A 24,586-nucleotide genomic window follows, 5' to 3' on the forward strand; every position below is an offset into this window, starting at 1 on the left:
TCCTGCGCGATGCCTAAACTGCGCGCTGGTTCATCATTTCCGGGAAACAACATGCTTAATAACGATATCCTGCGCAGCCTGCGTTACACCCTGCAAGTGGACAATGCTGCACTGGTGCGGATCCTGGCGCTGGCGGACACGCCCGTCACCGTCGAACAGTTAGCCCCCTGGCTGCGCAAAGAGGACGAAGCGGGTTATCAACCGTGTCCGGATATTGTGTTGTCCGCTTTTCTGAACGGCCTAATCTACGAAAAACGCGGGAAGGATGAGAGTGCGCCACCGCTGGTTGCCGAGCGTAAGCTGAATAACAATATCGTGCTGAAGAAGCTGCGCATCGCGTTTTCATTAAAGACAGACGATATTCTGGCGATCCTCACTGCACAGCAATTCCGCGTCTCGATGCCGGAAATCACCGCCATGATGCGCGCGCCGGAGCATAAGAATTTCCGCGAATGCGGCGACCAGTTTTTGCGCTACTTCCTGCGCGGCCTGGCGGCGAAAGGGCAAAAGCCACAGAATTAACGCAAACAGGCCGGATAGCGGCTGAGCCTTATCCGGCCTGCGCAGGCACCTGTTGCAGGCCCTGTGAGCGTCATCGGGCAATGCCGCTTATTTCACCTCTTTAAAGCCGCGCGCTTTCAACAACGCTTCTGACTTTTTCATGCTGATGCCGTCTTTCACCTCGCCGGTGAATTCCGCACCCTGCAGGGCGTTCAAATCGGCAAAATTCACCGTGCTGTAATCCACATTCAGCGTTTCCAGCGCGTAGGTGTCCTGGTAATCCACCTTTTCCGTGATGCCTTTTATGTTCTGGTATTTCTGGCTGACAGGGCCGAGGATGCTTTTTGCCTCTTCTTTGCTTTTCACACCGACGGCGGCGTAGTCAAACTTATTGTTTGCCGTCTGGCGCAGGACTTTGTCATCTTTATAGTAATAGGTCAGCGTCATTTCTGTACCCTGCCCGGACCACTGAAAGGATTTACTCTGCTCTTTTTCCTCACAACCACTCAGGCCGAGCAGCAACGCGACAGAAAAGAGTGCAGCAATAAGTTGACTGAATTTCACGATGTTCCCCTGTGTCTCATTGAGTCTGTTCAGTATAGAAAAAAGGCGCTGATATCAGCGCCTTTTTGACTTATTTGACCTGCTGGCCTGCTTTTGCGCCGCTGTCCGGGCTTAACAGGAAGATATCTTTCCCGCCAGGACCTGCTGCCATCACCATTCCTTCGGAGATGCCAAAGCGCATTTTACGCGGAGCGAGGTTGGCGACCATCACCGTCAGGCGACCAATCAGCGCAGCCGGGTCCGGGTACGCAGAGCGAATACCGGAGAAGACATTGCGTTTTTCACCGTCCAGATCCAGCGTCAGGCGCAACAGCTTATCGGAGCCTTCAACGAATTCGGCGTTCTCAATCAGCGCTACGCGCAGATCGACTTTGGCGAAATCATCAAAACTGATGGTCTCCTGAATTGGGTTATCCGCCAGTTCGCCGGTCGCCGGAGCGGCAGCCGCTTTCACTTCCTCTTTAGAGGCTTCCACCAGTGCTTCCACCTGTTTCATCTCAATGCGGTTATACAGTGCTTTAAACGCATTCACTTTGTGGCTCAGCAGCGGCTGGGCAATGGCATCCCACTCCAGCGTGGTGTTCAGGAACGCTTCCGCACGCTCCGCCAGCGACGGCAGTACCGGCTTCAGGTAAGTCAGCAACACGCGGAACAGGTTGATGCCCATTGAGCAGATGGCCTGCAGGTCGGCATCGCGGCCTTCCTGTTTTGCCACCACCCACGGAGCCTGCTCATCGACATAACGGTTCGCCACATCCGCCAGCGCCATAATTTCGCGCACCGCTTTACCAAACTCGCGACTTTCCCATGCTTCGCCAATGGTGGCTGCGGCATCGGTAAAGGTTTTGTACAGTTGCGGATCCGCCAGTTCAGCCGCCAGCACGCCGTCAAAACGCTTGGCGATAAAGCCAGCGTTACGGGAGGCGAGGTTCACCACTTTGTTAACGATATCGGCGTTCACGCGCTGGATAAAATCTTCCAGGTTCAGGTCAATATCATCAATGCGTGACGAGAGCTTCGCGGTGTAGTAGTAGCGCAGGCTGTCGGCATCGAAGTGGTTCAGCCAGGTGCTGGCTTTGATAAAGGTGCCGCGGGATTTGGACATCTTCGCGCCATTCACCGTCACATAACCGTGGACGAACAGGTTGGTCGGTTTACGGAAACCGCTGCCTTCCAGCATCGCAGGCCAGAACAGGCTGTGGAAATAAACGATGTCTTTACCGATAAAGTGATACAGCTCGGCGTCGGACTCTTTTTTCCAGTACTCGTCAAAGCTGGTGGTGTCACCGCGTTTGTCGCACAGGTTTTTGAACGATCCCATGTAGCCGATTGGCGCGTCCAGCCAGACGTAGAAATATTTGCCCGGTGCATTCGGGATTTCGAAACCGAAGTAGGGCGCATCGCGGGAGATATCCCACTGTTGCAGGCCGGATTCGAACCACTCCTGCATTTTGTTCGCCACTTGCTCCTGCAGCGCGCCGCTGCGGGTCCATGCCTGCAGCATTTCGCTGAACGAGGGCAGATCAAAGAAGAAGTGTTCAGAGTCACGCATCACCGGGGTAGCGCCGGAGACCACGGATTTCGGTTCGATAAGCTCGGTCGGGCTGTAGGTCGCGCCACACACTTCGCAGTTATCGCCGTACTGATCCGGAGATTTACATTTCGGGCAGGTACCTTTCACAAAACGGTCCGGCAGGAACATGCCTTTTTCCGGATCGTAAAGCTGAGAGATGATGCGGTTTTTAATAAAACCGTTCTCTTTCAGGCGCGTGTAAATCAGCTCCGACAGCTCGCGGTTCTCGTCGCTGTGCGTGGAGTGATAGTTGTCGTAGCTGATGTCGAAGCCAGCGAAATCGGTCTGATGCTCCTGACTCATTTCGGCAATCATCTGCTCCGGCGTGATGCCAAGCTGCTGTGCTTTCAGCATGATCGGCGTACCGTGCGCATCGTCCGCGCAGATGAAATTGACCTGATGGCCGCGCATTCGCTGGTAACGGACCCAGACATCAGCCTGGATGTGCTCCAGCATATGGCCGAGGTGGATGGAGCCGTTGGCGTACGGCAATGCGCACGTTACCAGAATTTTCTTCGCGACTTGAGTCATAGTAGGCATTACATCTTCTTGAGAAAAAGGGGTATCGATAGTACCAAAAGGGGAATTACTGCGCCAAGCGATAAGGGCATTTATCCGTAAATGAATAATTATTACCCCCAGGGTAAACTGGGTAGCTACAATGTCGTTTTCAGAACAACTACAAAGGAGTCGGGATGAGTTCGCAATCCCAGGCCAAATCCCCGGAAGCCTTGCGTGCGATGGTCGCCGGGACGCTGGCTAATTTTCAGCACCCAACCCTGAAGCACAATCTCACCGCGCTGAAAGCGCTGCACCATGTCGCCTGGCTGGATGAGACCCTGCATATCGAGCTGGTTATGCCGTTTGTCTGGCGCAGCGCGTTTGGCGAATTGCAGGCGCAATGTAGCGCGGAGCTGCTGCGCATTACCGGTGCGCACGCCATCGACTGGAAACTCTCTTACAACATCGCCACCTTAAAACGCGTGAAAAATCAGCCGGGCGTTAACGGTGTGAAGAACATCATTGCCGTCAGTTCTGGCAAAGGTGGGGTAGGGAAGTCGTCGACGGCGGTTAACCTGGCGCTGGCGCTGGCGGCGGAAGGGGCGAAAGTCGGTATCCTCGACGCCGATATTTACGGGCCGTCCATTCCGGTGATGCTGGGTGCGGAAGATCAGCGCCCCACTTCGCCAGACGGTACGCATATGGCGCCGATCATGGCGCACGGGCTGGCGACCAACTCGATCGGTTATCTGGTGACCGACGATAACGCCATGGTCTGGCGCGGCCCGATGGCCAGCAAGGCGCTGCTGCAACTGTTGCAGGAGTCCATGTGGCCGGATCTGGACTATCTGGTGCTGGATATGCCGCCAGGTACTGGCGACATCCAGTTGACGCTGGCGCAGAACATTCCGGTGACGGGTGCGCTGGTGGTGACCACGCCGCAGGATATCGCGCTGATTGATGCCAAAAAAGGCATCGTCATGTTTGAGAAGGTCGAGGTGCCGGTGTTGGGCATCGTGGAAAACATGAGCGTGCATATTTGCAGTCACTGCGGTCACCATGAGCCGATTTTCGGCACCGGCGGCGCAGAGAAGCTGGCACAGCAATACCATACGCAGCTGTTAGGCCAGTTGCCGCTGCACATCACGTTGCGTGAAGATCTCGACAAAGGCACGCCGACGGTGGTCAGCCGCCCGGACAGCGAGTTCACCGCGCTGTACCGCCAGCTTGCCGGGCGCGTTGCCGCACAGTTGTACTGGCAGGGTGAAGTGATCCCTGGCGATATCGCTTTCCGCGCCGTGTAAAAAATAGAGGCCTGATGGCGCGACGCACATCAGGCCTGGAGATACACATCAGGTGCAGGCAGGGTAAATCTATCCGGCGGCGATCACCGCGTCAGCACATAGTGCATCAGCAAATAGTCCCCTTGCGGTGAGACGCCCTGTGCTTCGACATGCCAGCCGTGGCGCTGATAGAATTTCAGCGCCCCTTCGTTAAGCGACAAACACTTCAGCGCCCCGGTGTGGGTAAACGTTGACTGCGCATGCGTGAGTAACGCGCTACCCACGCCTTTTCCCTGAAAGTCCGGATCCACAAAAAGATTGTGCAGGAAATTATCGTTCTCGTAGACCGAGGCGAATCCCATCCGGTGACCTTCCTCTTCCGCCACCCAAATCGCTTCACCAAGGGTGACGGCATCGAATTCTTCCAGCCGCCACGCACTGGCATCGAGCCACGTCCAGCTGTTTTTTCGGGCGCGCAGATAGAGGGTGCGTAAAAACGGCCGATCGCTTTCCTGCCAGCGGCGGATAATCACAGGCGTTCCTTACTTAGCGGTGGTAGAAGATGTCGCCGTTATAGGCTTTGAGAATTTTACCGTCAGCGTCGGTAATCAGCACATAGTTACCGCCCATATAGGTCCAGTGGCTGCCAGCGTCAGGGGCGGGCAGGTTACGTAACTGCCACTGTTTGATGTTGTACTCCTGGCTGCGGTACATTTCCGGCACCACATCGCCAATGTGGAATTTCGTGAAGTCAGCGACGAATTCGTTAATCTCGTACGATTGCGGCCCTGTAGCAGTGGCTGTTTGCGGTGCGGCAAATGCGGAACTGGCGGTTGCCAACAGCGCGCCCAGAAGCATCATTTTTGTTTTACGCATACTCTCTCCAGGTTGTTCTTATCCATTTCACGTAGTTGCATAAATTAGCAGGTCATCATTGCTGTTAACTGACGACTGAGCAACCACGAAAAAATAACGCTTTGGTAAAAAGTGTAAGCAAACCCAGGAGAAAGCAGGAAAAGCGGACACCGGTTTTCGCTATCCGCTTGTAACGTTTGAGAATAATCCTGGCAAAGGATCAGTTGTCAAAGCCTTCCAGCACGATTTTACCCACCGCCCGCTGGCTTTCGAGCAGTGCATGGGCTTTACGCAGGTTTGCGGCGTTAATCGTGCCAAAGTGTTCGCCAAGGGTGGTTTTTAACACGCCCTCATCAATCAACGTTGCCACGCGGGTCAGCAACTGATGCTGGGCAATGATGTCCGCCGTGGTGAACATGGAACGGGTGAACATAAACTCCCAGTGCAGTGAAATGCTTTTGACTTTCAGCGGCAGCGCGTCAAGGCTTTGCGGGTCGTCAATCAGCGCCAGCTTGCCCTGAGGTTGCAGCGCGTTAATCAATTGCTGGTAGTGATCCTCGGTGTTTGTCAGGCTGGCGACATGGCTAACCTGTTTGACGCCAATACGTGCCAGCTCTTCCGTCAGCGGTTTGCTGTGATCAATCACATAATGCGCGCCGCGCGCTTTCACCCACTGCTGGCTGGCAGGTCGCGACGCGGTGCCAATCACCGTCAGGCGTGTCAGCTTACGCGCCAGTTGCGTAAGGATCGATCCGACCCCGCCCGCCGCGCCAACAATCAATAACACGTCGCCTTCGTTACCCTTTTCCTGCACGCCCAGACGATCGAACAGCAACTCCCAGGCCGTAATGGCAGTTAAGGGCAGGGCGGCGGCTGAGGCGTTATCCAGCGTTTTCGGTTTCAGCGCTGCAATACGTTCATCCACCAGTTGGTATTCACTATTACTGCCCGGCCGGGTCAGCGCTCCGGCGTACCAGACTTCATCTCCTGGCTGAAAAAGGGTCACGGCCTCGCCCACCGCTTTCACCACACCCACGGCGTCCCAGCCCAGTACGCGTGGCGTATCGGCGTTGAAACTGGCGCGAACTTTGGTATCGACCGGGTTTACGGACACGGCCCGTACTTCAATCAGCAGGTCGTGACCGTGGGCCTCAGGTTGCGGCAGGTCGATGTCGGTGAGGAAATCCAGGTTGCTGCCGTGCCGGGCAGCGTGGGTAATGGCGATAGCTTTCATACATGCTCCGTTAACACAGGGTTTCTGTTGATACCGATAAGGGTAGACAACCCCTTACTGATGAAAAACCCGCAAAACGGAGCAGCACTTATCCGCCAAAAGAGAAAATCAGGGTGTAGGCTTTACCGTGTTCGACCTGCTAATCATGATGGGGCACCGGGATATCGGCGCTGACGCGCTGATCCTGATCGTCAAAAATCATGCAGTGCTGGCTGTCGAAGGCGAGCGTAATTTGCTGCCATGGGCGGAAATGGACATCGCCTGGCAGCAGGATCTTGATATTGTCGTGGCCATAGCACTGACCGAACAGATACGTGTTGTTGCCCAGACGCTCAACCACTTCACACTGAAACGCCAGTGGCGTGCCGCGCGTGACGTCCGTCGAGAGATGTTCCGGGCGGATGCCCAGCGTAACGGCTGCGCCCGCCTGCAGCGGCGTGGTGGTGATCCCGAGGGTTAACTGATGCCCCTGCGCCAGCGTTACGCTCACTTCTCCCGGCTGCCAGTGATTGACGGTTGCAGGCAGGAAGTTCATTTTTGGCGATCCGATGAATCCGGCGACAAATTTGTTTTTCGGGTTGTAGTACAGCGACATCGGCGAACCCATCTGCTCGACATTGCCGTAGTTCATCACCACGATTTTGTCTGCCAGCGTCATCGCTTCCACCTGGTCATGGGTCACATACACCATGGTGGTTTTCAGCTCCTGATGCAGGCGGGCGATATGCAAACGCATCTCCACGCGCAGTTCAGCATCGAGGTTCGACAAGGGTTCATCGAACATAAATACCCGTGGGTTGCGCACGATGGCGCGGCCAATGGCAACGCGCTGGCGCTGGCCGCCAGAAAGCTGCTTCGGTTTTCTGTCCAGCAGATGTCCCAGTTGCAGGGTTTTCGCCACCATCTCCACCTGGCGACGGATCTCCTCTTTCGGCACCTTATTCACTTTCAGACCGTAGCCCATATTTTCCGCCACCGTCATATGCGGGTAGAGAGCATAAGACTGGAACACCATCGATACCCCACGGTGAGCCGGTGCGATGTCGTTCATCACTTCGTCGCCAATCAGCACCTCGCCTTCGCTGACCTCTTCCAGACCGGCAATCATGCGCAGCATGGTGGACTTACCACAGCCGGAGGGGCCGACAAACACGGCGAACTCGCCATCTTCAATCGACAGATTCACATTGTTCAGCGTCACTGTGTCGCCAAACCGTTTGGTGACATTCCTCAGTTGTATATTGGACATCAACGTTCCCCAAAATTAGTAGCCGTGATGGGCGGTCTTCAGGCCTGTTTTCGAACATTTTGTTTTACGTATAACAATTTTTCGATAACGCCGGTAAACCGCTAAAACTCATGCTCTGACTATAACTTCCAGCATTTTTGCACCCTATATCGAATTTTCATTTCTGGAATGACGGTCACACAACTCGCAGTTAATTCTCGTTTTATTTCGTCGTGAAGCGTAGCGTATAACAAATTCAATAAGGCGCGTGAATGCGTTTAAAGCCCAGCAATATCAGGTGATCTCTGTGATGGGTTGCCTGATATTGCGGAATAAAAACCACAAAATTGTTATACCTTGACATGAGGTTGATAATGAAAAAGAACACCCTTACTGCACTGATCCTCTCCGCGTTCGCTGTGGCGCAGTCAATCAGCCTGCCGGCACAGGCGGCGACCCGGCAGCTTAACGTCTGGGAAGACATCAAAAAATCGGTCGGCATCCAGGATGCCGTGCGCGATTTTGAACAAAAGTATGACGTTAAAGTGAACGTGCAGGAGATGCCTTATGCACAGCAACTGGAAAAATTGCGCCTCGATGGCCCGGCCGGTATCGGTCCGGATGTGCTGGTGATCCCGAATGACCAGTTGGGCGGCGCAGTGGTGCAAGGGCTGCTGACGCCCCTGACTCTTGATAAAGAAAAAGCCGACGCGTTTACGCCCGCGTCCATTAACGCCTTCCGTCTGGACAACACCTTATACGGCGTTCCCAAGGCCGTGGAAACGCTGGTGCTGATTTACAACAAAGAGCTTATCGACAAACCGCTCGATAACCTCACGCAATGGCTCGACTACTCGAAAAAACAGCGTGAACAGAATAAATACGGCCTGTTGGCGAAATTTGACCAGATCTATTACAGCTGGGGCGCGGTCGGTCCAATGGGCGGTTACCTGTTCGGTAAAAACGACAAAGGCGGCTACAACCCGCAGGATATCGGCCTGAACAAACCGGGCGCGGTGGAAGCGGTGACCTTCCTGAAAAAATTCTACAGTGAGGGCGTGTTCCCATCGGGCATTCTCGGTGATAACGGCCTGAACGCCATTGATTCCCTGTTTACCGAGAAAAAAGCCGCCGCGGTCATTAACGGCCCGTGGGCTTTCCAGCCGTATGAGGCTGCGGGCATTAACTACGGCGTTGCGCCGTTGCCCAACCTGCCGGACGGCAAACCGATGAGCTCTTTCCTTGGCGTGAAAGGTTATGTCGTCTCCACCTGGAGCAAAGACAAAGCGTTGGCCCAACAATTTCTCGAATTTATTAACCAGCCGCAGTACGTGAAAACCCGCTATATCGCCACCCGTGAGATCCCGGCGCAAAAAGCGATGATTGACGATCCGGTTATCAAAAACGATGAGAAAGCTAGCGCGGTTGCCGTTCAGGCGGCGCGGGCGACGGCAATGCCGGGCATCCCGGAAATGGGCGAAGTGTGGGGACCGGCGAACGCCGCGCTGGAGCTGAGTCTTACCGGCAAACAAGCGCCGCAGGCCGCGCTCGATGCCGCGACCAAACAGATCCATATGCAAGTCGAAGCCATGCAGGCCAGTAACCAGTAACCGCTTGTGGTAACAGAACGGGAGGGCCGCCTCCCGTTTGTGAAAAGGAGTCGTACGTGATTATCAGTCCCAGCGAAAATTTTGCCAAAGCGCGCGGCGCAGGGCGTCATGCGTGGTGCGGGCTGCTGTTGGCTATCGCGCCGGGTTTTGGCCAGTTCTATCATCGTCAGTGGCTGAAGGGAGCGATCTTCCTGGTGCTGCTGGCCAGTTTTATGGGCACATTTTACGATTTTCTGCGGGAAGGATTGTGGGGGTTATACACCCTTGGCGAAGAAGTCCCGCGCGATAACTCTATCTTTCTGCTGGCGGAAGGCATTATCAGCGTGCTGGTGATCGCGTTTGGCCTGACGGTCTGGTACCTCTCGCTGCGCGACGCCTGGCTGAATGGCAAGAAGCGTGATGAAGGCAAGCCGCTGAACAGCGTACGCAAACAGTATCAACTGTTGCTGAGTGAGGGATTCCCCTATTTGATGATCACCCCCGGCTTTATCCTGCTGGTTTTTGTGGTTATTTTCCCGATCCTGTTTGGTTTTGCCATCGCCTTCACCAACTACAACCTCTACCACACGCCCCCGGCAAAACTGGTGGATTGGGTGGCGTTTAAGAACTTCATCAACATTTTCACGCTCTCTATCTGGCGCTCCACCTTCCTGGATGTGCTGCAATGGACGGTGGTGTGGACATTGCTAGCCACCACCTTGCAGTGCACCGTTGGCGTTCTGCTGGCGATCCTCGTTAACCAGAAAGATCTGCGCTTTAAGCCGCTGGTGCGCACCATTTTTATTCTGCCGTGGGCGGTGCCGGGGTTTGTCACCATTCTGGTGTTTGCCGGGATGTTTAACGACACCTTCGGGGTGATTAACAACGCCATTCTCGCGTTCTTTGGCATTGCGCCAAAGGCCTGGTTAACGGACCCGTTCTGGACGAAAACGGCGCTGATTATGATGCAGACCTGGCTGGGCTTTCCGTTTGTGTTTGCCATGACCACGGGCGTTTTGCAGGCCATTCCGGACGATTTGTATGAAGCGGCGAAAATGGACGGGGCCGGAACCTGGACGCGGCTGCGCACCATTACGCTGCCGCTGGTTCTGTACTCCATCGCGCCGATCATCATTACGCAGTACACCTTCAACTTTAATAACTTCAACATCATTTATCTGTTCAACAACGGCGGTCCGGCGGTGGCAGGCGCGAACGCGGGCGGGACAGACATTCTGGTGTCGTGGATCTACAAACTGACGATGTCCTCTTCGCAGTATGCCATTGCGGCGACCATCACCATTCTGCTGTCGATTTTTGTCGTCGGCGTGGCGTTGTGGCAGTTCCGCGCCACCAAATCCTTCAAAAATGATGACATGGCATAAGGGAAGAAAAATGGCTAAATCACAAAGCATCCGCCGTGAGAAGTGGATCCGCCTGACGCTCTCCTGGCTGGTGATCGCGCTGGTGTCGCTGCTGATTATCTACCCGCTGGTCTGGACGGTGGGGGCGTCGCTTAACGCGGGCAACAGCCTGCTCAGTACGTCGATCATTCCGGAAAACCTGTCGTTCCAGCACTATGCCGACCTGTTTAACGGCCAGGTGAACTACATGACCTGGTACTGGAATTCGATGAAGATCAGCCTGCTGACCATGGTGCTGACATTAATCAGCGTCAGCTTCACCGCTTATGCATTTTCCCGTTTCCGCTTTAAGGGGCGGCAAAACGGGCTGATGCTGTTTCTGTTATTGCAGATGATCCCGCAATTCTCCGCGCTGATTGCCATTTTTGTGCTGTCACAGTTACTTGGATTGATCAACAGCCATATGGCGCTGGTGCTGATCTACGTCGCCGGCATGATCCCAATGAATACGTATCTGATGAAGGGCTACCTTGATGCCATCCCGCGCGATTTGGATGAATCCGCGCGCATGGATGGCGCGAGTAATTTCCGCATCTTTATCGAGATCATCATGCCGCTGTCGAAGCCGATTGTGGCGGTGGTGGCACTGTTCTCTTTCACCGGGCCGCTGGGCGATTTCATCCTCTCCAGCACCATTTTACGCACCCCGGACAAATTCACGCTGCCGATCGGGCTTTATAACCTGGTGGCGCAAAAAATGGGCGCCAGCTACACCACCTATGCGGCAGGAGCGGTGCTGATCGCCGTGCCGGTGGCGATCCTCTATCTGGCATTACAAAAATACTTCGTCTCCGGCCTGACCTCCGGCAGTACCAAAGGATAAGCACATGAAACGATTTACACCCGCTCTGCTTGCGGCATGTCTTTGCAGTTTTTCCGCAAGCCTCGTTGCCGCCGATACCCTGACAACACGCACGTTTACCAACATGCCCGCGGATTTTATTAAAGGGGCGGATATTTCCACGCTGCTGGATGCGGAAAAGCACGGGGCGAAATTTTACAACGCTAACAACCAGCAGCAAGACGCGATCGCCATCCTGAAAGCCAATGGCGTGAACTATGTCCGCCTGCGTCTGTGGCTCGATCCCAACGATGCGCAAGGGCAGGCTTACGGCGGCGGTGATAACGATCTCGCCACCACGCTTGCGCTGGCAAAACGGGCGAAAGCGCAGGGAATGAAGCTGCTGCTCGACTTTCACTACAGCGATTTCTGGACTGACCCGGGCAAACAGTTCAAGCCAAAAGCCTGGGAAAAAATGGATTACCCGCAGTTGAAAACAGCGATTCATGACTATACCCGCGACACCATCGCCCGCTTTAAGCAGGAGGGCGTGCTGCCGGATATGGTGCAAATTGGCAATGAGATCAACAGCGGCATGCTGTGGCCGGAAGGCAAAAGCTGGGGGCAGGGCGGCGGCGAGTTTGATCGGCTGGCGGGCTTGCTGAACGCGGCGATCGGCGGGCTCAGAGAGAACCTGAAAAACGGTGAGCAGGTGAAAATCATGCTGCACCTGGCGGAAGGCACCAAAAATGACACCTTCCGCTGGTGGTTTGATGAAATCACCAAACGTAACGTGCCGTTCGATGTGATTGGTCTGTCGATGTACACCTACTGGAACGGCCCCATCAGCGCGCTGCAAGCCAACATGGACGACATCAGCAAACGCTACAACAAAGATGTGATTGTGGTGGAAGCGGCCTATGGCTACACGCTGGCCAATTGCGATAACGCAGAAAACAGCTTCCAGGCAAAGGAAGAGAAAGACGGTGGTTATCCGGGCACGGTGCAGGGGCAATATGACTTTATCCACGATTTAATGCAGTCGGTCATTAATGTTCAGGGCCAGCGCGGTAAAGGTGTTTTTTATTGGGAGCCAACGTGGATTGCGGTTCCCGGAAATAGCTGGGCCACGCAGGCAGGAATGAAATATATCAACGACAAGTGGAAAGAAGGCAACGCGCGCGAAAATCAGGCGCTTTTTGATTGCCAGGGAAAAGTACTGCCGTCGGTACACGTCTTTAATTAATGTGGTGTGGTCATTTCCAGGATATTTAATATGAATAAATTTGCGCCTTTAAGCCCGAAGGTCGTCTCGCTATTGCACGGCGCGGACTATAATCCGGAGCAGTGGGAAAACTATCCCGATATTATTGATAAAGACATTGCCATGATGCAGCAGGCAAAATGCAATGTGATGTCTGTGGGTATATTTAGCTGGTCAAAACTCGAACCGCAGGAAGGGGTATTTAATTTCGCCTGGCTGGATACCATTATGGAGAAATTATATGCGGCGGGGATCCACGTATTTCTGGCGACGCCAAGCGGCGCGCGCCCGGCATGGATGTCGCAACAGTACCCGGAAGTCCTGCGCGTTGGGCGCGATCGCGTGTCTGCGCTGCATGGCGGGCGACATAATCACTGTATGAGTTCCCCGGTTTACCGGGATAAAACTTTCAAAATCAACACGCTGTTGGCGGAGCGTTATGCGCAACACCCGGCGGTGCTCGGCTGGCATATTTCCAATGAGTACGGCGGCGAATGTCACTGTTCATTATGCCAGCAGCGATTCCGCGACTGGCTGAAAGCCCGCTACCAGACGCTGGAGAACCTCAATCACGCCTGGTGGAGCGATTTCTGGAGCCATACCTATAGCGACTGGTCGCAGATCCAGTCGCCGTCACCACAAGGCGAGGTGTCAATTCACGGTCTGAACCTTGACTGGCGGCGCTTTAATACCGCACAGGTTACCGACTTCTGTCGCCATGAAATTGCACCGCTGAAAGCCGCGAACGCCGCGTTGCCGGTGACCACCAACTTTATGGAGTATTTCTACGATTACGATTACTGGCAGCTTGCTGAACCGCTCGATTTTATCTCTTGGGACAGCTACCCGATGTGGCACCGGGATAAAGATGAGACTCAGCTTGCCTGCTATACCGCGATGTATCACGACATGATGCGCACCCTGAAAGGGGGCAAACCGTTTGTGTTGATGGAGTCAACGCCGAGCGTCACTAACTGGCAGCCCACCAGTAAGCTCAAAAAACCGGGCATGCATATTTTGTCATCATTGCAGGCGGTGGCGCATGGCGCCGATTCGGTGCAGTACTTCCAGTGGCGGAAAAGTCGCGGTTCGGTGGAGAAATTCCACGGCGCGGTCGTTGATCATGTCGGGCATCTCGATACCCGCGTGGGGCGTGAAGTCTGCGCGCTCGGCGAGATACTTAACACACTGACGCCGGTGATGGGTTGCCGCACGGAGGCGCGGGTGGCGATCATCTTTGACCAGCAGAACCGCTGGGCGCTGGATGGTGCTGAAGGCCCGCGCAATTGCGGTATGGAGTATGAGAAGACGGTCAATGAACATTACCGTCCCTTCTGGGAACAGGGCATCGCGGTGGATGTGATTAACGCCGATGCGGATCTGAGCCGTTATCAACTGGTGATTGCACCGATGCTGTACATGGTGCGTGAGGGGTTCGCACAGCGCGCCGAGGCGTTTGTCGCCAGCGGCGGGCATCTGGTGACCTCGTACTGGACCGGGATCGTGAATGAATCTGACCTCTGTTATCTCGGGGGCTTTCCGGGACCACTGCGTAAGCTGCTGGGCATTTGGGCGGAAGAGATTGACTGTCTGGCCGAGGGGGAACGCAACCTGGTGCAAGGGCTGGCGGGCAATCAGGCCGGACTCCAGGGGCCTTATCAGGTGCGTCATCTCTGTGAGCTTATCCACACTGAAAACGCCCAGGCGCTGGCAACCTACCGTGATGATTTCTATACCGGACGCCCGGCCGTGACGGTGAATCATGTCGGGAAAGGCAAGGCCTGGCACGTGGCGTCGCGCAACGATCTCGCGTTTCAGCGCGACTTCTTCTCTGCGCTCATCGAGGAACTGGCGTTGCCGCGCGCCCTGGCAGTGGATCTGCCGCCAGGGATAGTGGCGACGGCGCGTACCGATGGTGAAACCACGTTTGTGTTTATCCAGAACTTTAGCGCCCAGCCGCAAAGTATCACCCTGCCGCCGGGTTATCAGGATTGTCTGTCGGCCTCCCCGGCCAGCGGTGCCATGACGCTGACGCCATGGGACTGCCGTGTTGTTAGCCGTAACGCGTAAGTGTTGTCTGTGCGCCTGCCCATTCGGGCAGGCGTTTTTTTATCTGCTGATTATCAGGAGACGATGATGGTGAGCCTTAAATCCTTTCTGCACTACTTCTCTCATCCGCAACCGGCAACGCCGGTCAGTACCGATGAGCTGCTAAAAATTCAGCGCCTGGCGCAGGCGTTTGGCGGGGCGGAGAATATTGAACAGGTGGATGCCTGTATTACCCGTCTGCGGGTGACGGTAAAGAATCTGGCAATTGTTGACTCACAGGCGCTGCAAAATGAGGGCGCGTTGGGAGTGATTATTCTCGGTCAACAGGTGCATGCGATATTTGGTAAACAATCCGATGCGCTACGTAAATTACTGGATGACCATTTCTCTGCGCGTTAAGAGATAAAAAAAGGGATACCCGTAATGGGTATCCCGAAATAAAAGAAAGCAATGGCAATATCACTCAGTTTTAGAGATAACGTAAATAATGATGTTCAGCGCGATGACATAAAATCATTCGCGTTATATTGTGGCGGCACAGCTATCACTCTCCAGACGATTACTGAAGTAAATAGTCAAAGTAACAGTGGCAGCGAACAAAAAGATAACGCGACGGATGATGTCTGTTTACCACCAGGCTTCAACTTGTACGCCAAAATTCCACGTATTATTTTTTGTTCCGTCTTCAAATGATTTCCCGTCTTCGGAATCGTTTAAATACGAGGCAAAAACACGCAGTTCCGGACGTGACATAAATTCCGGGCCATCCGCCAGACCCACGGCAAAGGTGTATTTCTCACCACTTTGTTTATAGTGCGTGCCGTTTTTGTAGTCATCTTTTTGGTAGAAGCTACCGACTTCGCCAATCAAACGCACATAGTTAGTCAGTTGATACTGCGCACGCCCGACCAGCGACACCAGACGGGTTTTGTCGGTGTATTCGGTGATGTCATTCGCCGCGCCATAGGTCAGCACGTGGTTCAACGAGAATTTGTCTGTAATCGGAATCAGACCGGTGTTGATCACGCGGTAACCGCTGGCGTCGTTCACATAGTGCCACATGTCATACCAGCCACCGCCCTGGGAGACCATATTCTGCGCCAGCCCTTTGTTGGCGTATTGCAGTACCAGTTTGTTATAACCGCCGAACATGTCCTGACTGATCTCGCCGGTGACCATGACGCCGTTGTCAGCATCGTACAGTCCACCGTACGTTTTTTGTTTGTTGGTGGGGTTGGGCATGGCGTAATCGACACCAAATTCGGTCCATGCGCCAGACCACGGTTTCCAGCCTGCGTAGCGCAGATCGAGATAGTTGATGTTGACGTTGTTGTCGTCATCGACGCGGTAGTCCACATCGTTGGCGTCCCCACGGATCCAGGCGAAAGAGACCGCGCCTGGGCCGACACTGTAGTTCTCGATACCGGCGCCGGAACCGGAGATGTTCCAGTATTTGGTATCAATGATGTGCAGATCGTGGCGCTGATAGTAGCGTTTACCGCCCCAAATCACCGCGTTGGGATCGCCGGGGATCAGCCCCTTAATTTGCAGATTTAACTGGCGCAAACCAAATTGGGCATCATCGCCAAAGGTGGTTTCGCTGTCGTTAGAGCCGTCGGAGACCATGCTGACCATGGTATCGAGATAAAAGCTCACCTCGTCTTTTTTATACACTTCCGAGCCCAGTTCGACTTCGCCGTAAGTATCGGCTTCGTTACCGAGGCGACCGAGCTTGTTTTTTTGCCACTCCACCATGCCGCCATCGCCCGACACGCCTACGCCGCCGCGCAGGTAACCGTGAAAGTCGATCGGCACAGAAGAGGCTGCCAGCAGTGAAGGTGAAGTCAGCGCAGTGGCTAACGCAAGGGTCAGAGTGCGTAGCGTAGTGTTCATATCATTCCTCTTATTGTTTTGTATTACGTTCACATAAACGATGTCATAAAATGCCTAAATGTAAAAACAGGCAAACTAACAATCACGAATGTGTGATTAACTGCAAATAAATCAGTCTTTTTTGTTACCAATAGCGAATTCATTAAGGAGGTTGTGTATTGTGAGCGTGATACTTTTGTGGTGGTTTATATGAGGGTGAAAGTGTGGTGAGCGTTTTTTTAGATGGCCCCTGTTACAATTGGCGCATAACAACATAAGGAACCGGACCATGAAGTCTAAAAGTGCCACATTAGAGGATGTTGCCCGCCATGCGGGGGTCTCCTACCAGACGGTGTCCAGGGTACTCAACAAATCTGCCAATGTATCCGAAGCCACGCGTCTCAAGGTGGAGAAATCCATTGAGCTGCTGCGTTACGTACCCAATCGTCTTGCTCAGCAACTGGTGGGCAAGCAGAGTCAGACCATCGGACTGGTGACCACTTCTCTGGCGTTACACGCCCCTTCGCAGGTGGCGGCAGCGGTAAAACGTTACGCCAATATGGATGGTTATCAGGTACTGATCTCAATGATTGATGAGAACGTCAATCATGACATTCAATCTGCGATCAATGAGCTGAAGTCGCAGCTGGTGGATAAAGTCATTATTAACGTGCCGTTAGAAACCGAGCAGGCGCAGCATATCGCGGCTGAGAACGATGACATTGTTTGTCTGTTCCTTGATGTCGATCCCTACAGTTCGGTGTTTAACGTTTCGTTTAACCCGGCAGACGGCACACGCGCCAGCGTCAAACATCTGTACGATTTAGGGCACCGGGAGATTGCGCTGCTGGCAGGGCCTGCGTCATCGGTCTCAGCAAAATTGCGTCTGAAAAGCTGGGTCGAAACACTTAACAGCTATGGCCTGAAGCCGGTGACGGTGTTTCACGGCAACTGGGATGCGCAAAGCGGCTACGCCGGTGCGTTGCAAATGTTGCGGGAGACACCCAATTTTACCGCAGTGCTGGTGGGCAACGATCAGATGGCATTGGGTGTGCTCAGCGCGTTTCATCAGCATCAGGTGGCGATCCCCGGTGAGAAGTCAGTGGTGGGGTATGACGATACCTATGAAAGTTCCTTTTTCTACCCGGCGCTGACCACCGTTTCGCTGGATCTTGATTTACAGGGTAAAGAAGCGGTGCGCCGCCTGCTCGACAGCGGGTATAGCGATACCACGCGCAGTTCATCTGTTTTGCCCGCCCGATTGATCGTGCGCCACTCCACCGGTACGCCGCAGGGACAGGGAACTAATTTGCAGGCGATTGCCCAGCAGTTGCAGGCAATTGCGCATCAGTTGTTGAAGTAAAAGGAAAGCGTAATCTCATTGTTTTTACTTGGTTTTTAGGAATGTGTTGTGTGTACATGCCTTGCCTCTGGTGCTATTCAGGAGCGTAACGTTAGCGCCAGAGAGGCAAAGGCCAGAACATGTCCAACAAGAAAAGCAAGCGAGGGAAAAACGGCACGCCGACCCCGCATGATGCTGTGTTTAAGCAGTTTCTGACAAACCCGGAGACGGCCCGGGATTTTATGATGTTGCATTTACCGGAACATCTGCGGGTTCTCTGCGATCTTCGAACCTTGAAGCTGGAGTCAGGAAGTTTTGTTGAGGAGAGCTTACGCCCCTATTACAGTGATGTGCTCTACAGTCTGAAGACCGTCGCGGGAGAGGGGTATGTGCATGTCCTGATTGAGCATCAATCAACTCCGGATCAATGCATGGCATTCCGGCTGCTTCGTTATGCTGTTGCGGCCATGCAACGGCACCTGGATACCGGGCATAAAAAACTGCCTCTGGTTATCCCGGTATTATTCTATACCGGTAAACGTAGCCCGTATCCCTACTCAACCAACTGGTTGCAACTGTTTGATTTACCTTCGGTGGCGGAAATACTCTATAGTCGTGATTTCCCGCTGGTGGATGTGACGGTGATCCCGGATGACGAGATCATGAATCACCGCAGTATTGCGGCACTGACATTGTTGCAAAAACACATCCATCAGCGTGACCTCAGTGAATTGCTGGACAAGCTTGCCACGCTCTTACTGACCGAATACATGACAGGACAGCAATTGGTTTCACTGATAAACTACCTCGTACAGGCTGGCGAAACATCCGACGCAGAAGCCTTTGTCCGTGAACTGGCGCAGCGGGTGCCACAGCATGAGGATCAACTGATGACTATCGCGCAACAGCTAGAACAAAAAGGCATTGAGAAAGGTATTGAGAAAGGCATCGAAAAAGGTATTCAGCTTGGAGAGCAGCGCGGTATTGAGAAGGGGCGCAAGGAAGAAGCGCTACGGATTGCCCGCACCATGCTTCAGAATGGCCTCGATCGCAACGTGGTGATGGAAATGACAGGCCTCGGCGAAGAGCAACTCGCGCAGATCCGTCACTGATTTCGCTACTGCAACCTGCCGTGGGCGATGAGCGTATCGCTGTCGCCGGATGCACATCTTCGCTGCCGCTTTATCTGCTGACCGGGACGCACTGTCCCTTTGACTTATGTTTGGCTACTGATATTTTCGCCGTACTTTCTGAATAATGAACATCAACAGCGCAGTAACAACGAGCATGAGTAGGAGCAGCACCCAAAGAAACGATGGATCAGCTTCGCCATCAGCAAATCCCAACCCGGTGCGGTTCAGAAAATCATTACTGATTTGAGACAAATAATCGACCAGTCCGCCCAGAGGGAACAGCACGATAAAGAATGAAGCCACAAAGCAGAGCAAACCGATCAGTATGTTAATTGTTAAATTTGCATGACGCATAATCAGTCCGCCCTGTTACGTCTATACGCCCATATGCCATTAATCCTTTACCTCCTGGCACTCGAACTTTTTTACGTGCAAGTAATGAGGTTCTGACTAACTGGAAATCAGGAATGTTATAGAAAGTTATGCATCCCCACGACTCCCCCTCACCATTTGGGCGCAACGGGTGAAGCCGGAAAGATCCTCTGTCAACGCCATTAACGAAAACGTGATCACTCATTGTGGAGGCATTGAACAATCCAAACCACTCATCGTGATTTGTTCCATTCCTGAAATCCTTAACAAATCGCTCGACCTGATTGGCAATACTCCCGGACGGGGCATCAACGATCCAGTAAGTGCCGACAGGCAAAGCCGCATTTCGTATAAATGCACACTCTGCGATGTTGGTTACTGGTGCTATCCCCGAAAACACTGGAAACGTTCCGACACCGTAAACATGAAGTTTAAGCCGTCTCCCGTCTGCGGATACGTCGTTGTAATCCATCCTGCAAATCTGCATAACATAAAACTCCCTGTAGATTTGCGGGTTATGTTACCGCCGATTTACCCAGACAGCCATCCTTAACCTCTGATTTTGGGACATATTTGGGACACAAGTTGGGACACAGCGCATTTTTAAGGGTTGTGTCTTTGGCTTCCCGCTGGCATGATCCTGAACAGGGATTAACGGGACGTTAATCGCAATTTTTTGATTTTAGAGTAAATGACTCGGGGTGCCCTTCCTTGTGAAGGCTGAGAAATACCCGTACCACCTGATCTGGATAATGCCAGCGTAGGGAAGTCAGATGCCTGCCCGGCATCCCTTCTTCACGCCGGGCAGGAGCGAATTTATGCAACCTGACCTGCTTGATCGTGCGCAAACTGCGCATGCGTTACAGCAATTCCGCCGCCGTTCTCCTCTTGTACACTGCATGACCAATGACGTTGTGCAAACCTTTACTGCCAACGTGTTGTTAGCGCTGGGCGCGTCGCCCGCGATGGTGATTGAACCCGAAGAAGCGCAGCAATTTAGCGCCATTGCCGATGCGTTATTGATTAACGTTGGGACGTTAACCCGTGAACGCGCCGATGCGATGCGTGCGGCGATTGACGGCGCGCGAGCGGCGGGCACGCCCTGGACACTGGATCCCGTTGCTGTCGGCGCGCTGACCTTCCGCACGCAGTTCTGCCAACAGCTTCTTACGTTGCAACCCGCCGCCATTCGCGGTAACGCCTCGGAGATCCTGGCGCTGGCCGGGATGAGTGCAGGCGGGCGCGGTGTTGACACGACCGATACCGCCAGCACGGCGCTACCCGCTGCACAAACGCTTGCACGGCAAACCGGTGCGATTGTGGCCGTGACCGGGGAGGTGGATTACATCACGGATGGCGAGCGCACCCTGATGGTCACCGGCGGTGATGTGCTGATGACGCGTGTGGTTGGCACCGGTTGTGCCTTGTCGGCGGTGGTGGCGGCCAGTTGTGCGCTGGAAGGCGACCGGCTGGTCAATGTGGCTGCCGCTTGTGCCTTTATGGCGCAGGCGGGCGGTCTGGCGGTGACGAAGAGCACCGGACCGGGCAGTTTTGTGGCTGAATTTCTCGATGCGCTGTATGCGATGAACGGGGAGGGGCAGCAATGAAACGGATCAACGCCTTAACCATTGCCGGAACCGACCCCAGCGGCGGGGCCGGGATCCAGGCTGACCTGAAGACCTTTTCCGCTTTAGGCGCTTATGGCTGTTCGGTGATCACCGCACTGGTGGCGCAGAACACCCGTGGGGTACAGTCGGTCTATCGCATTGAACCGGATTTTGTCGCCGCACAGCTCGATTCCGTACTGAGTGATGTACGCATTGATACCACTAAAATTGGCATGCTGGCGGAGACCGACATCGTTGAAGCAGTGGCGGAACGCCTGCAACGCTACCGGGTGCGCAATGTGGTGCTGGACACCGTCATGCTCGCCAAGAGCGGCGACCCGTTGTTATCGCCATCGGCGGTGTCGGCGCTGCGTCAGCATTTACTGCCGCAGGTTTCACTTATTACACCCAATTTACCGGAAGCCGCCGCGCTGCTGGATGCCCCGCATGCCCGGACAGAAAAAGAGATGCATGCGCAGGGGGAAGCGTTGCTGGCATTAGGCTGCGAAGCGGTATTGATAAAAGGCGGGCATCTGGATGATGCAGAGAGCCCGGACTGGCTCTTCACCCGCGATGGTGCACAGCGCTTTACGACGCCACGCGTGGCAACGAAAAACACCCACGGTACGGGATGTACGCTCTCTGCCGCACTGGCGGCGTTGCGCCCACGTCATAACGACTGGGCAGCGACCGTGACAGATGCGAAAAACTGGCTAACCGCGGCGCTGGCGCAGGCGGACTCGCTGGAGGTGGGACACGGCATCGGGCCGGTGCACCATTTCCATCAGTGGTGGTAAACCTCCATACGAAACGTGCCAGCAGATTATGCTGAAAAAAAGCGTCGGCGGTGGAAAATTGCGCGCATGAAGACCAGGATTATCTCTGCCCGGCGAAAGTCGGGTAAGGACAATCCATTTCGCCTTGCGCGAAGTTTACGGGAGCATAGCTATGACTGATATCGTGCAGCTACTTGGCAAAGACGCCGACAGCCTTCTGCAACACCGTTGTATGACCATCCCCGCCGACCAGCTCTATCTGCCAGGAAACGATTATGTTGATCGCGTGATGGTGGACAACAACCGCCCGCCTGCAGTGCTGCGTAATATGCAGACGCTTTACAACCACGGGCGTCTGGCCGGTACCGGGTATCTGTCAATTTTGCCGGTAGACCAGGGGATCGAACACTCAGCGGGCGCCTCGTTTGCGGCGAACCCGCTCTATTTCGATCCGAAAAACATCGTTGAGCTGGCGATCGAAGCGGGCTGTAACTGCGTCGCGTCCACCTACGGCGTGCTGGCTTCGGTCTCCCGTCGTTATGCGCACCGCATTCCTTTCCTGGTGAAACTTAACCACAACGAAACCCTCAGCTATCCCACGGAATACGACCAGACGCTGTACGCCAGTGTGGAACAGGCGTTCAACATGGGGGCGGTGGCGGTTGGGGCGACCATCTATTTTGGTTCGCTGGAATCGCGCCGACAGATTGAAGAGATCTCGGCGGCGTTTGAGCGCGCGCATGAGCTGGGAATGGTCACCGTATTGTGGGCTTACCTGCGCAACTCCGCCTTCAAAAAAGAGGGCGTGGATTACCATGTGTCCGCTGACTTAACCGGCCAGGCGAACCATATCGCTGCGACCATCGGCGCGGATATCGTGAAGCAGAAAATGGCGGAAAATAACGGCGGCTATAAGGCGGTGAACTTCGGTTACACCGATGAGCGCGTCTACAGCAAGCTGACCAGCGACAACCCCATTGACCTGGTCCGTTACCAACTGGCGAACTGCTATATGGGCCGCGCCGGGCTGATTAACTCCGGTGGCGCAGCGGGAGGCGACACCGATCTCAGCGACGCCGTGCGCACTGCGGTTATAAATAAACGCGCCGGCGGCATGGGCCTGATCCTCGGTCGCAAAGCCTTCAAGAAAAGCATGACGGACGGCGTGAAGCTGATTAACGCCGTGCAGGATGTCTACCTGGATGACAAAGTGACGATTGCCTGATGACAATTATCCCCTCTCAATGAGAGGGGGTATAAATATAAAACATAGTTTCACTTCACTAAAACCCTCTTCCCGATCTCCATCACACTTCCGAAACCTTTTGTGAAAACTGTCACGCATTGTCGTGCGCATGCCCAAAAAATGGCCAATGCTTAGCGGAAATTGTCCGAGGATGCGACGCATTTTTGTGCATATATTCTGTTATGAAACGGCTTTTCAAAAACACCAAGGACATGCAATGAAAATTGAATCTGTAAACGTCACCGTCTTTCAGCATCCCACGCGACGGGTTTCCGACAGCGCCGGGCACTCGCATCCGGGGCCGGAAAGCCAGGCGAAAATGGCGATGCTGACGATTACCGCAGACGATGGCAGCAAAGGGTATGCGTTTGCACCGCCGGAAGTTGTGCGTCCCTTTGTGCTTAATGCCTTTTTCCGCAAAGTGATGGTGGGCCAGGATCCATTTAACCGCGAACGCATCTGGCAGGATTTGGTGCACTGGCAGCGCGGTAGCGCCCATCAATTGACCGAACGCGCGCTGTCGTTCGTCGAACAGGCGCTGTGGGATCTGATTGGTCGCAAACTCAATATGCCGGTGTATAAACTGCTCGGCGGCTACCGCGATAAAGTCCCGGCCTATGGCAGCACCATGTGCGGCGACGAGCTGGAAGGCGGTCTCTCCACCCCGGAAGAGTACGCAGCGTTTGCCGAAACGCTGGTGGCGCGCGGCTATAAAGCCATCAAACTGCACACCTGGATGCCGCCCGTTAAATTCGCGCCTAATCCGAAAATGGACGTGAAAGCCTGCGCCGCGGTGCGCGAAGCGGTCGGGCCGGATATCGATTTAATGATTGATGGTTATCACTGGTACAGCCGTACCGACGCGCTGTACATCGGCAAAGAGCTGGAAAAACTCAACTTCGCCTGGTTCGAAGAGCCGATGGAAGAAGAGAGCATGTCGTCGTACGTCTGGCTGGCGGAAAATCTGTCGATTCCGATTATCGGACCGGAAAGCCTGGGTGGTAAGCATCACAGCCGCGCTGATTGGGTTAAAGCGGGCGCTTGTGACATCCTGCGCGCCGGGGCCAATGGCGTCGGCGGGATTTCGCCCACGCTGAAAGTGGCAAATCTGGCGGAATCGTTCGGAATGGACTGTGAAGTTCACGGCAATGGTGCGGCAAGCCTCGCGGTGATAGGCGCGATCCGTAATTGCCGCTGGTATGAACGCGGTTTGCTGCACCCATTCCTGGATTACGATCAACCGGCGGCGTATCTCAACACGATTGTCGACCCGATGGATGAAGACGGTTTTGTCCATTTGCCGCAGCGTCCGGGGCTCGGCGAAGACATTAATTTTGCGTATATCGAAGCCAATACCCTCAGTCACGACTGATAAAAAATAATAAATGCCCG

General features: G+C 54.3%; 23 protein-coding genes and 1 riboswitch. Of the genes, 14 read left to right on the plus strand and 9 right to left on the minus strand.

Annotation, left to right across the window (positions count from 1 at the left end; translation table 11 throughout):
- The first annotated feature begins 51 nt into the window (after positions 1 to 51).
- Entirely contained in the window at positions 52 to 522 is a 471-nt protein-coding gene (locus tag ACQ3G7_RS02290) for a YehS family protein (protein WP_263100139.1), read from the plus strand.
- 87 nt (positions 523 to 609) lie between these two features.
- Here the strand turns inward: ACQ3G7_RS02290 and ACQ3G7_RS02295 are convergent, their stop codons facing one another.
- Both ACQ3G7_RS02295 and metG read right to left on the minus strand, forming a co-directional pair.
- Entirely contained in the window at positions 610 to 1,065 is a 456-nt protein-coding gene (locus tag ACQ3G7_RS02295; protein ID WP_263100140.1) for a YehR family lipoprotein, read from the minus strand.
- A 70-nt stretch (positions 1,066 to 1,135) separates the two neighbouring features.
- Complete coding sequence (gene metG, locus ACQ3G7_RS02300; RefSeq protein ID WP_430888892.1) at positions 1,136 to 3,169, minus strand: methionine--tRNA ligase; 2,034 nt, start codon at positions 3,167 to 3,169, stop codon at positions 1,136 to 1,138.
- A 164-nt stretch (positions 3,170 to 3,333) separates the two neighbouring features.
- Between metG and apbC the strand changes: the two genes are divergently transcribed.
- Complete coding sequence (gene apbC, locus ACQ3G7_RS02305; protein ID WP_430888682.1) at positions 3,334 to 4,443, plus strand: iron-sulfur cluster carrier protein ApbC; 1,110 nt, start codon at positions 3,334 to 3,336, stop codon at positions 4,441 to 4,443.
- 83 nt (positions 4,444 to 4,526) lie between these two features.
- On the opposite strand, the gene ACQ3G7_RS02310 is transcribed toward apbC, so the two are convergent.
- The 4 genes from ACQ3G7_RS02310 to ACQ3G7_RS02325 all read right to left on the minus strand — a co-directional run bounded on the left by ACQ3G7_RS02310 (position 4,527) and on the right by ACQ3G7_RS02325 (position 7,760).
- Positions 4,527 to 4,955, minus strand: a complete 429-nt coding sequence (locus ACQ3G7_RS02310; RefSeq protein WP_430888683.1) for a GNAT family N-acetyltransferase — start codon at positions 4,953 to 4,955, stop codon at positions 4,527 to 4,529.
- Between the two features lie 13 nt (positions 4,956 to 4,968).
- Positions 4,969 to 5,298: an RcnB family protein gene (locus ACQ3G7_RS02315; RefSeq protein WP_263100143.1), complete on the minus strand. Its 330-nt coding sequence runs from the start codon at positions 5,296 to 5,298 to the stop codon at positions 4,969 to 4,971.
- 199 nt (positions 5,299 to 5,497) lie between these two features.
- Positions 5,498 to 6,511: a zinc-binding alcohol dehydrogenase family protein gene (locus tag ACQ3G7_RS02320; RefSeq protein WP_430888684.1), complete on the minus strand. Its 1,014-nt coding sequence runs from the start codon at positions 6,509 to 6,511 to the stop codon at positions 5,498 to 5,500.
- A gap of 139 nt (positions 6,512 to 6,650) precedes the next feature.
- A complete protein-coding gene (locus ACQ3G7_RS02325) occupies positions 6,651 to 7,760 on the minus strand; it encodes an ABC transporter ATP-binding protein (RefSeq protein ID WP_263100145.1) in 1,110 nt (369 codons plus the stop codon).
- Positions 7,761 to 8,113: 353 nt separating this feature from the next.
- On the opposite strand from ACQ3G7_RS02325, the gene ACQ3G7_RS02330 reads away from it, so the two are divergent.
- From ACQ3G7_RS02330 to ACQ3G7_RS02355, 6 genes are all read left to right on the plus strand, one after another.
- Positions 8,114 to 9,349 carry an extracellular solute-binding protein gene (locus ACQ3G7_RS02330; protein WP_430888685.1) on the plus strand — a complete coding sequence of 412 codons (1,236 nt, stop codon included), beginning with the start codon at positions 8,114 to 8,116 and terminating at the stop codon, positions 9,347 to 9,349.
- Between the two features lie 56 nt (positions 9,350 to 9,405).
- On the plus strand, positions 9,406 to 10,713 hold the full coding sequence (locus ACQ3G7_RS02335) for a carbohydrate ABC transporter permease (protein WP_263100147.1): 1,308 nt from the start codon (positions 9,406 to 9,408) through the stop codon (positions 10,711 to 10,713).
- Between the two features lie 10 nt (positions 10,714 to 10,723).
- A complete protein-coding gene (locus ACQ3G7_RS02340) occupies positions 10,724 to 11,575 on the plus strand; it encodes a sugar ABC transporter permease (RefSeq protein WP_263100148.1) in 852 nt (283 codons plus the stop codon).
- A 4-nt stretch (positions 11,576 to 11,579) separates the two neighbouring features.
- A complete protein-coding gene (locus ACQ3G7_RS02345) occupies positions 11,580 to 12,779 on the plus strand; it encodes a glycoside hydrolase family 53 protein (RefSeq protein WP_430888686.1) in 1,200 nt (399 codons plus the stop codon).
- A gap of 30 nt (positions 12,780 to 12,809) precedes the next feature.
- Positions 12,810 to 14,867 (plus strand): beta-galactosidase, encoded by a 2,058-nt coding sequence (locus ACQ3G7_RS02350; protein WP_430888687.1) that lies wholly within the window; start codon positions 12,810 to 12,812, stop codon positions 14,865 to 14,867.
- A gap of 66 nt (positions 14,868 to 14,933) precedes the next feature.
- On the plus strand, positions 14,934 to 15,245 hold the full coding sequence (locus ACQ3G7_RS02355) for a PTS sugar transporter subunit IIB (protein ID WP_430888893.1): 312 nt from the start codon (positions 14,934 to 14,936) through the stop codon (positions 15,243 to 15,245).
- A 228-nt stretch (positions 15,246 to 15,473) separates the two neighbouring features.
- Here ACQ3G7_RS02355 and ACQ3G7_RS02360 read toward each other — a convergent pair whose 3' ends face one another.
- Positions 15,474 to 16,739: a maltoporin gene (locus tag ACQ3G7_RS02360; RefSeq protein WP_430888688.1), complete on the minus strand. Its 1,266-nt coding sequence runs from the start codon at positions 16,737 to 16,739 to the stop codon at positions 15,474 to 15,476.
- Positions 16,740 to 17,007: 268 nt separating this feature from the next.
- On the opposite strand from ACQ3G7_RS02360, the gene ACQ3G7_RS02365 reads away from it, so the two are divergent.
- Together ACQ3G7_RS02365 and ACQ3G7_RS02370 are read left to right on the plus strand one after the other, a co-directional pair.
- Positions 17,008 to 18,081, plus strand: coding sequence for a LacI family DNA-binding transcriptional regulator (locus ACQ3G7_RS02365; RefSeq protein WP_263100152.1), 1,074 nt, complete (start codon positions 17,008 to 17,010; stop codon positions 18,079 to 18,081).
- 119 nt (positions 18,082 to 18,200) lie between these two features.
- Entirely contained in the window at positions 18,201 to 19,172 is a 972-nt protein-coding gene (locus ACQ3G7_RS02370; RefSeq protein WP_263100153.1) for an Rpn family recombination-promoting nuclease/putative transposase, read from the plus strand.
- A gap of 114 nt (positions 19,173 to 19,286) precedes the next feature.
- Here the strand turns inward: ACQ3G7_RS02370 and ACQ3G7_RS02375 are convergent, their stop codons facing one another.
- Together ACQ3G7_RS02375 and ACQ3G7_RS02380 are read right to left on the minus strand one after the other, a co-directional pair.
- Positions 19,287 to 19,547, minus strand: coding sequence for a hypothetical protein (locus ACQ3G7_RS02375; protein WP_430888689.1), 261 nt, complete (start codon positions 19,545 to 19,547; stop codon positions 19,287 to 19,289).
- Positions 19,522 to 20,052, minus strand: a complete 531-nt coding sequence (locus ACQ3G7_RS02380; protein ID WP_090133805.1) for a DUF2778 domain-containing protein — start codon at positions 20,050 to 20,052, stop codon at positions 19,522 to 19,524. Before ACQ3G7_RS02380 ends, ACQ3G7_RS02375 begins: the two co-directional genes overlap by 26 nt.
- 200 nt (positions 20,053 to 20,252) lie before the next feature.
- A riboswitch (TPP riboswitch) is annotated at positions 20,253 to 20,349 on the plus strand.
- A 34-nt stretch (positions 20,350 to 20,383) separates the two neighbouring features.
- On the opposite strand from ACQ3G7_RS02380, the gene thiM reads away from it, so the two are divergent.
- From thiM to ACQ3G7_RS02400, 4 genes are all read left to right on the plus strand, one after another.
- Positions 20,384 to 21,172 (plus strand): hydroxyethylthiazole kinase, encoded by a 789-nt coding sequence (gene thiM, locus ACQ3G7_RS02385; RefSeq protein WP_430888690.1) that lies wholly within the window; start codon positions 20,384 to 20,386, stop codon positions 21,170 to 21,172.
- Complete coding sequence (thiD, locus tag ACQ3G7_RS02390; RefSeq protein ID WP_430888691.1) at positions 21,169 to 21,969, plus strand: bifunctional hydroxymethylpyrimidine kinase/phosphomethylpyrimidine kinase; 801 nt, start codon at positions 21,169 to 21,171, stop codon at positions 21,967 to 21,969. Before thiM ends, thiD begins: the two co-directional genes overlap by 4 nt.
- Before the next feature lie 151 nt (positions 21,970 to 22,120).
- Complete coding sequence (gene fbaB / locus ACQ3G7_RS02395) at positions 22,121 to 23,173, plus strand: class I fructose-bisphosphate aldolase (protein WP_263100156.1); 1,053 nt, start codon at positions 22,121 to 22,123, stop codon at positions 23,171 to 23,173.
- A gap of 238 nt (positions 23,174 to 23,411) precedes the next feature.
- Complete coding sequence (locus tag ACQ3G7_RS02400) at positions 23,412 to 24,566, plus strand: mandelate racemase family protein (protein ID WP_430888692.1); 1,155 nt, start codon at positions 23,412 to 23,414, stop codon at positions 24,564 to 24,566.
- The last annotated feature ends 20 nt before the right edge of the window (positions 24,567 to 24,586 follow it).

The organism is Kosakonia sp. N21 (assembly GCF_050587465.1).
GTDB lineage: Bacteria > Pseudomonadota > Gammaproteobacteria > Enterobacterales > Enterobacteriaceae.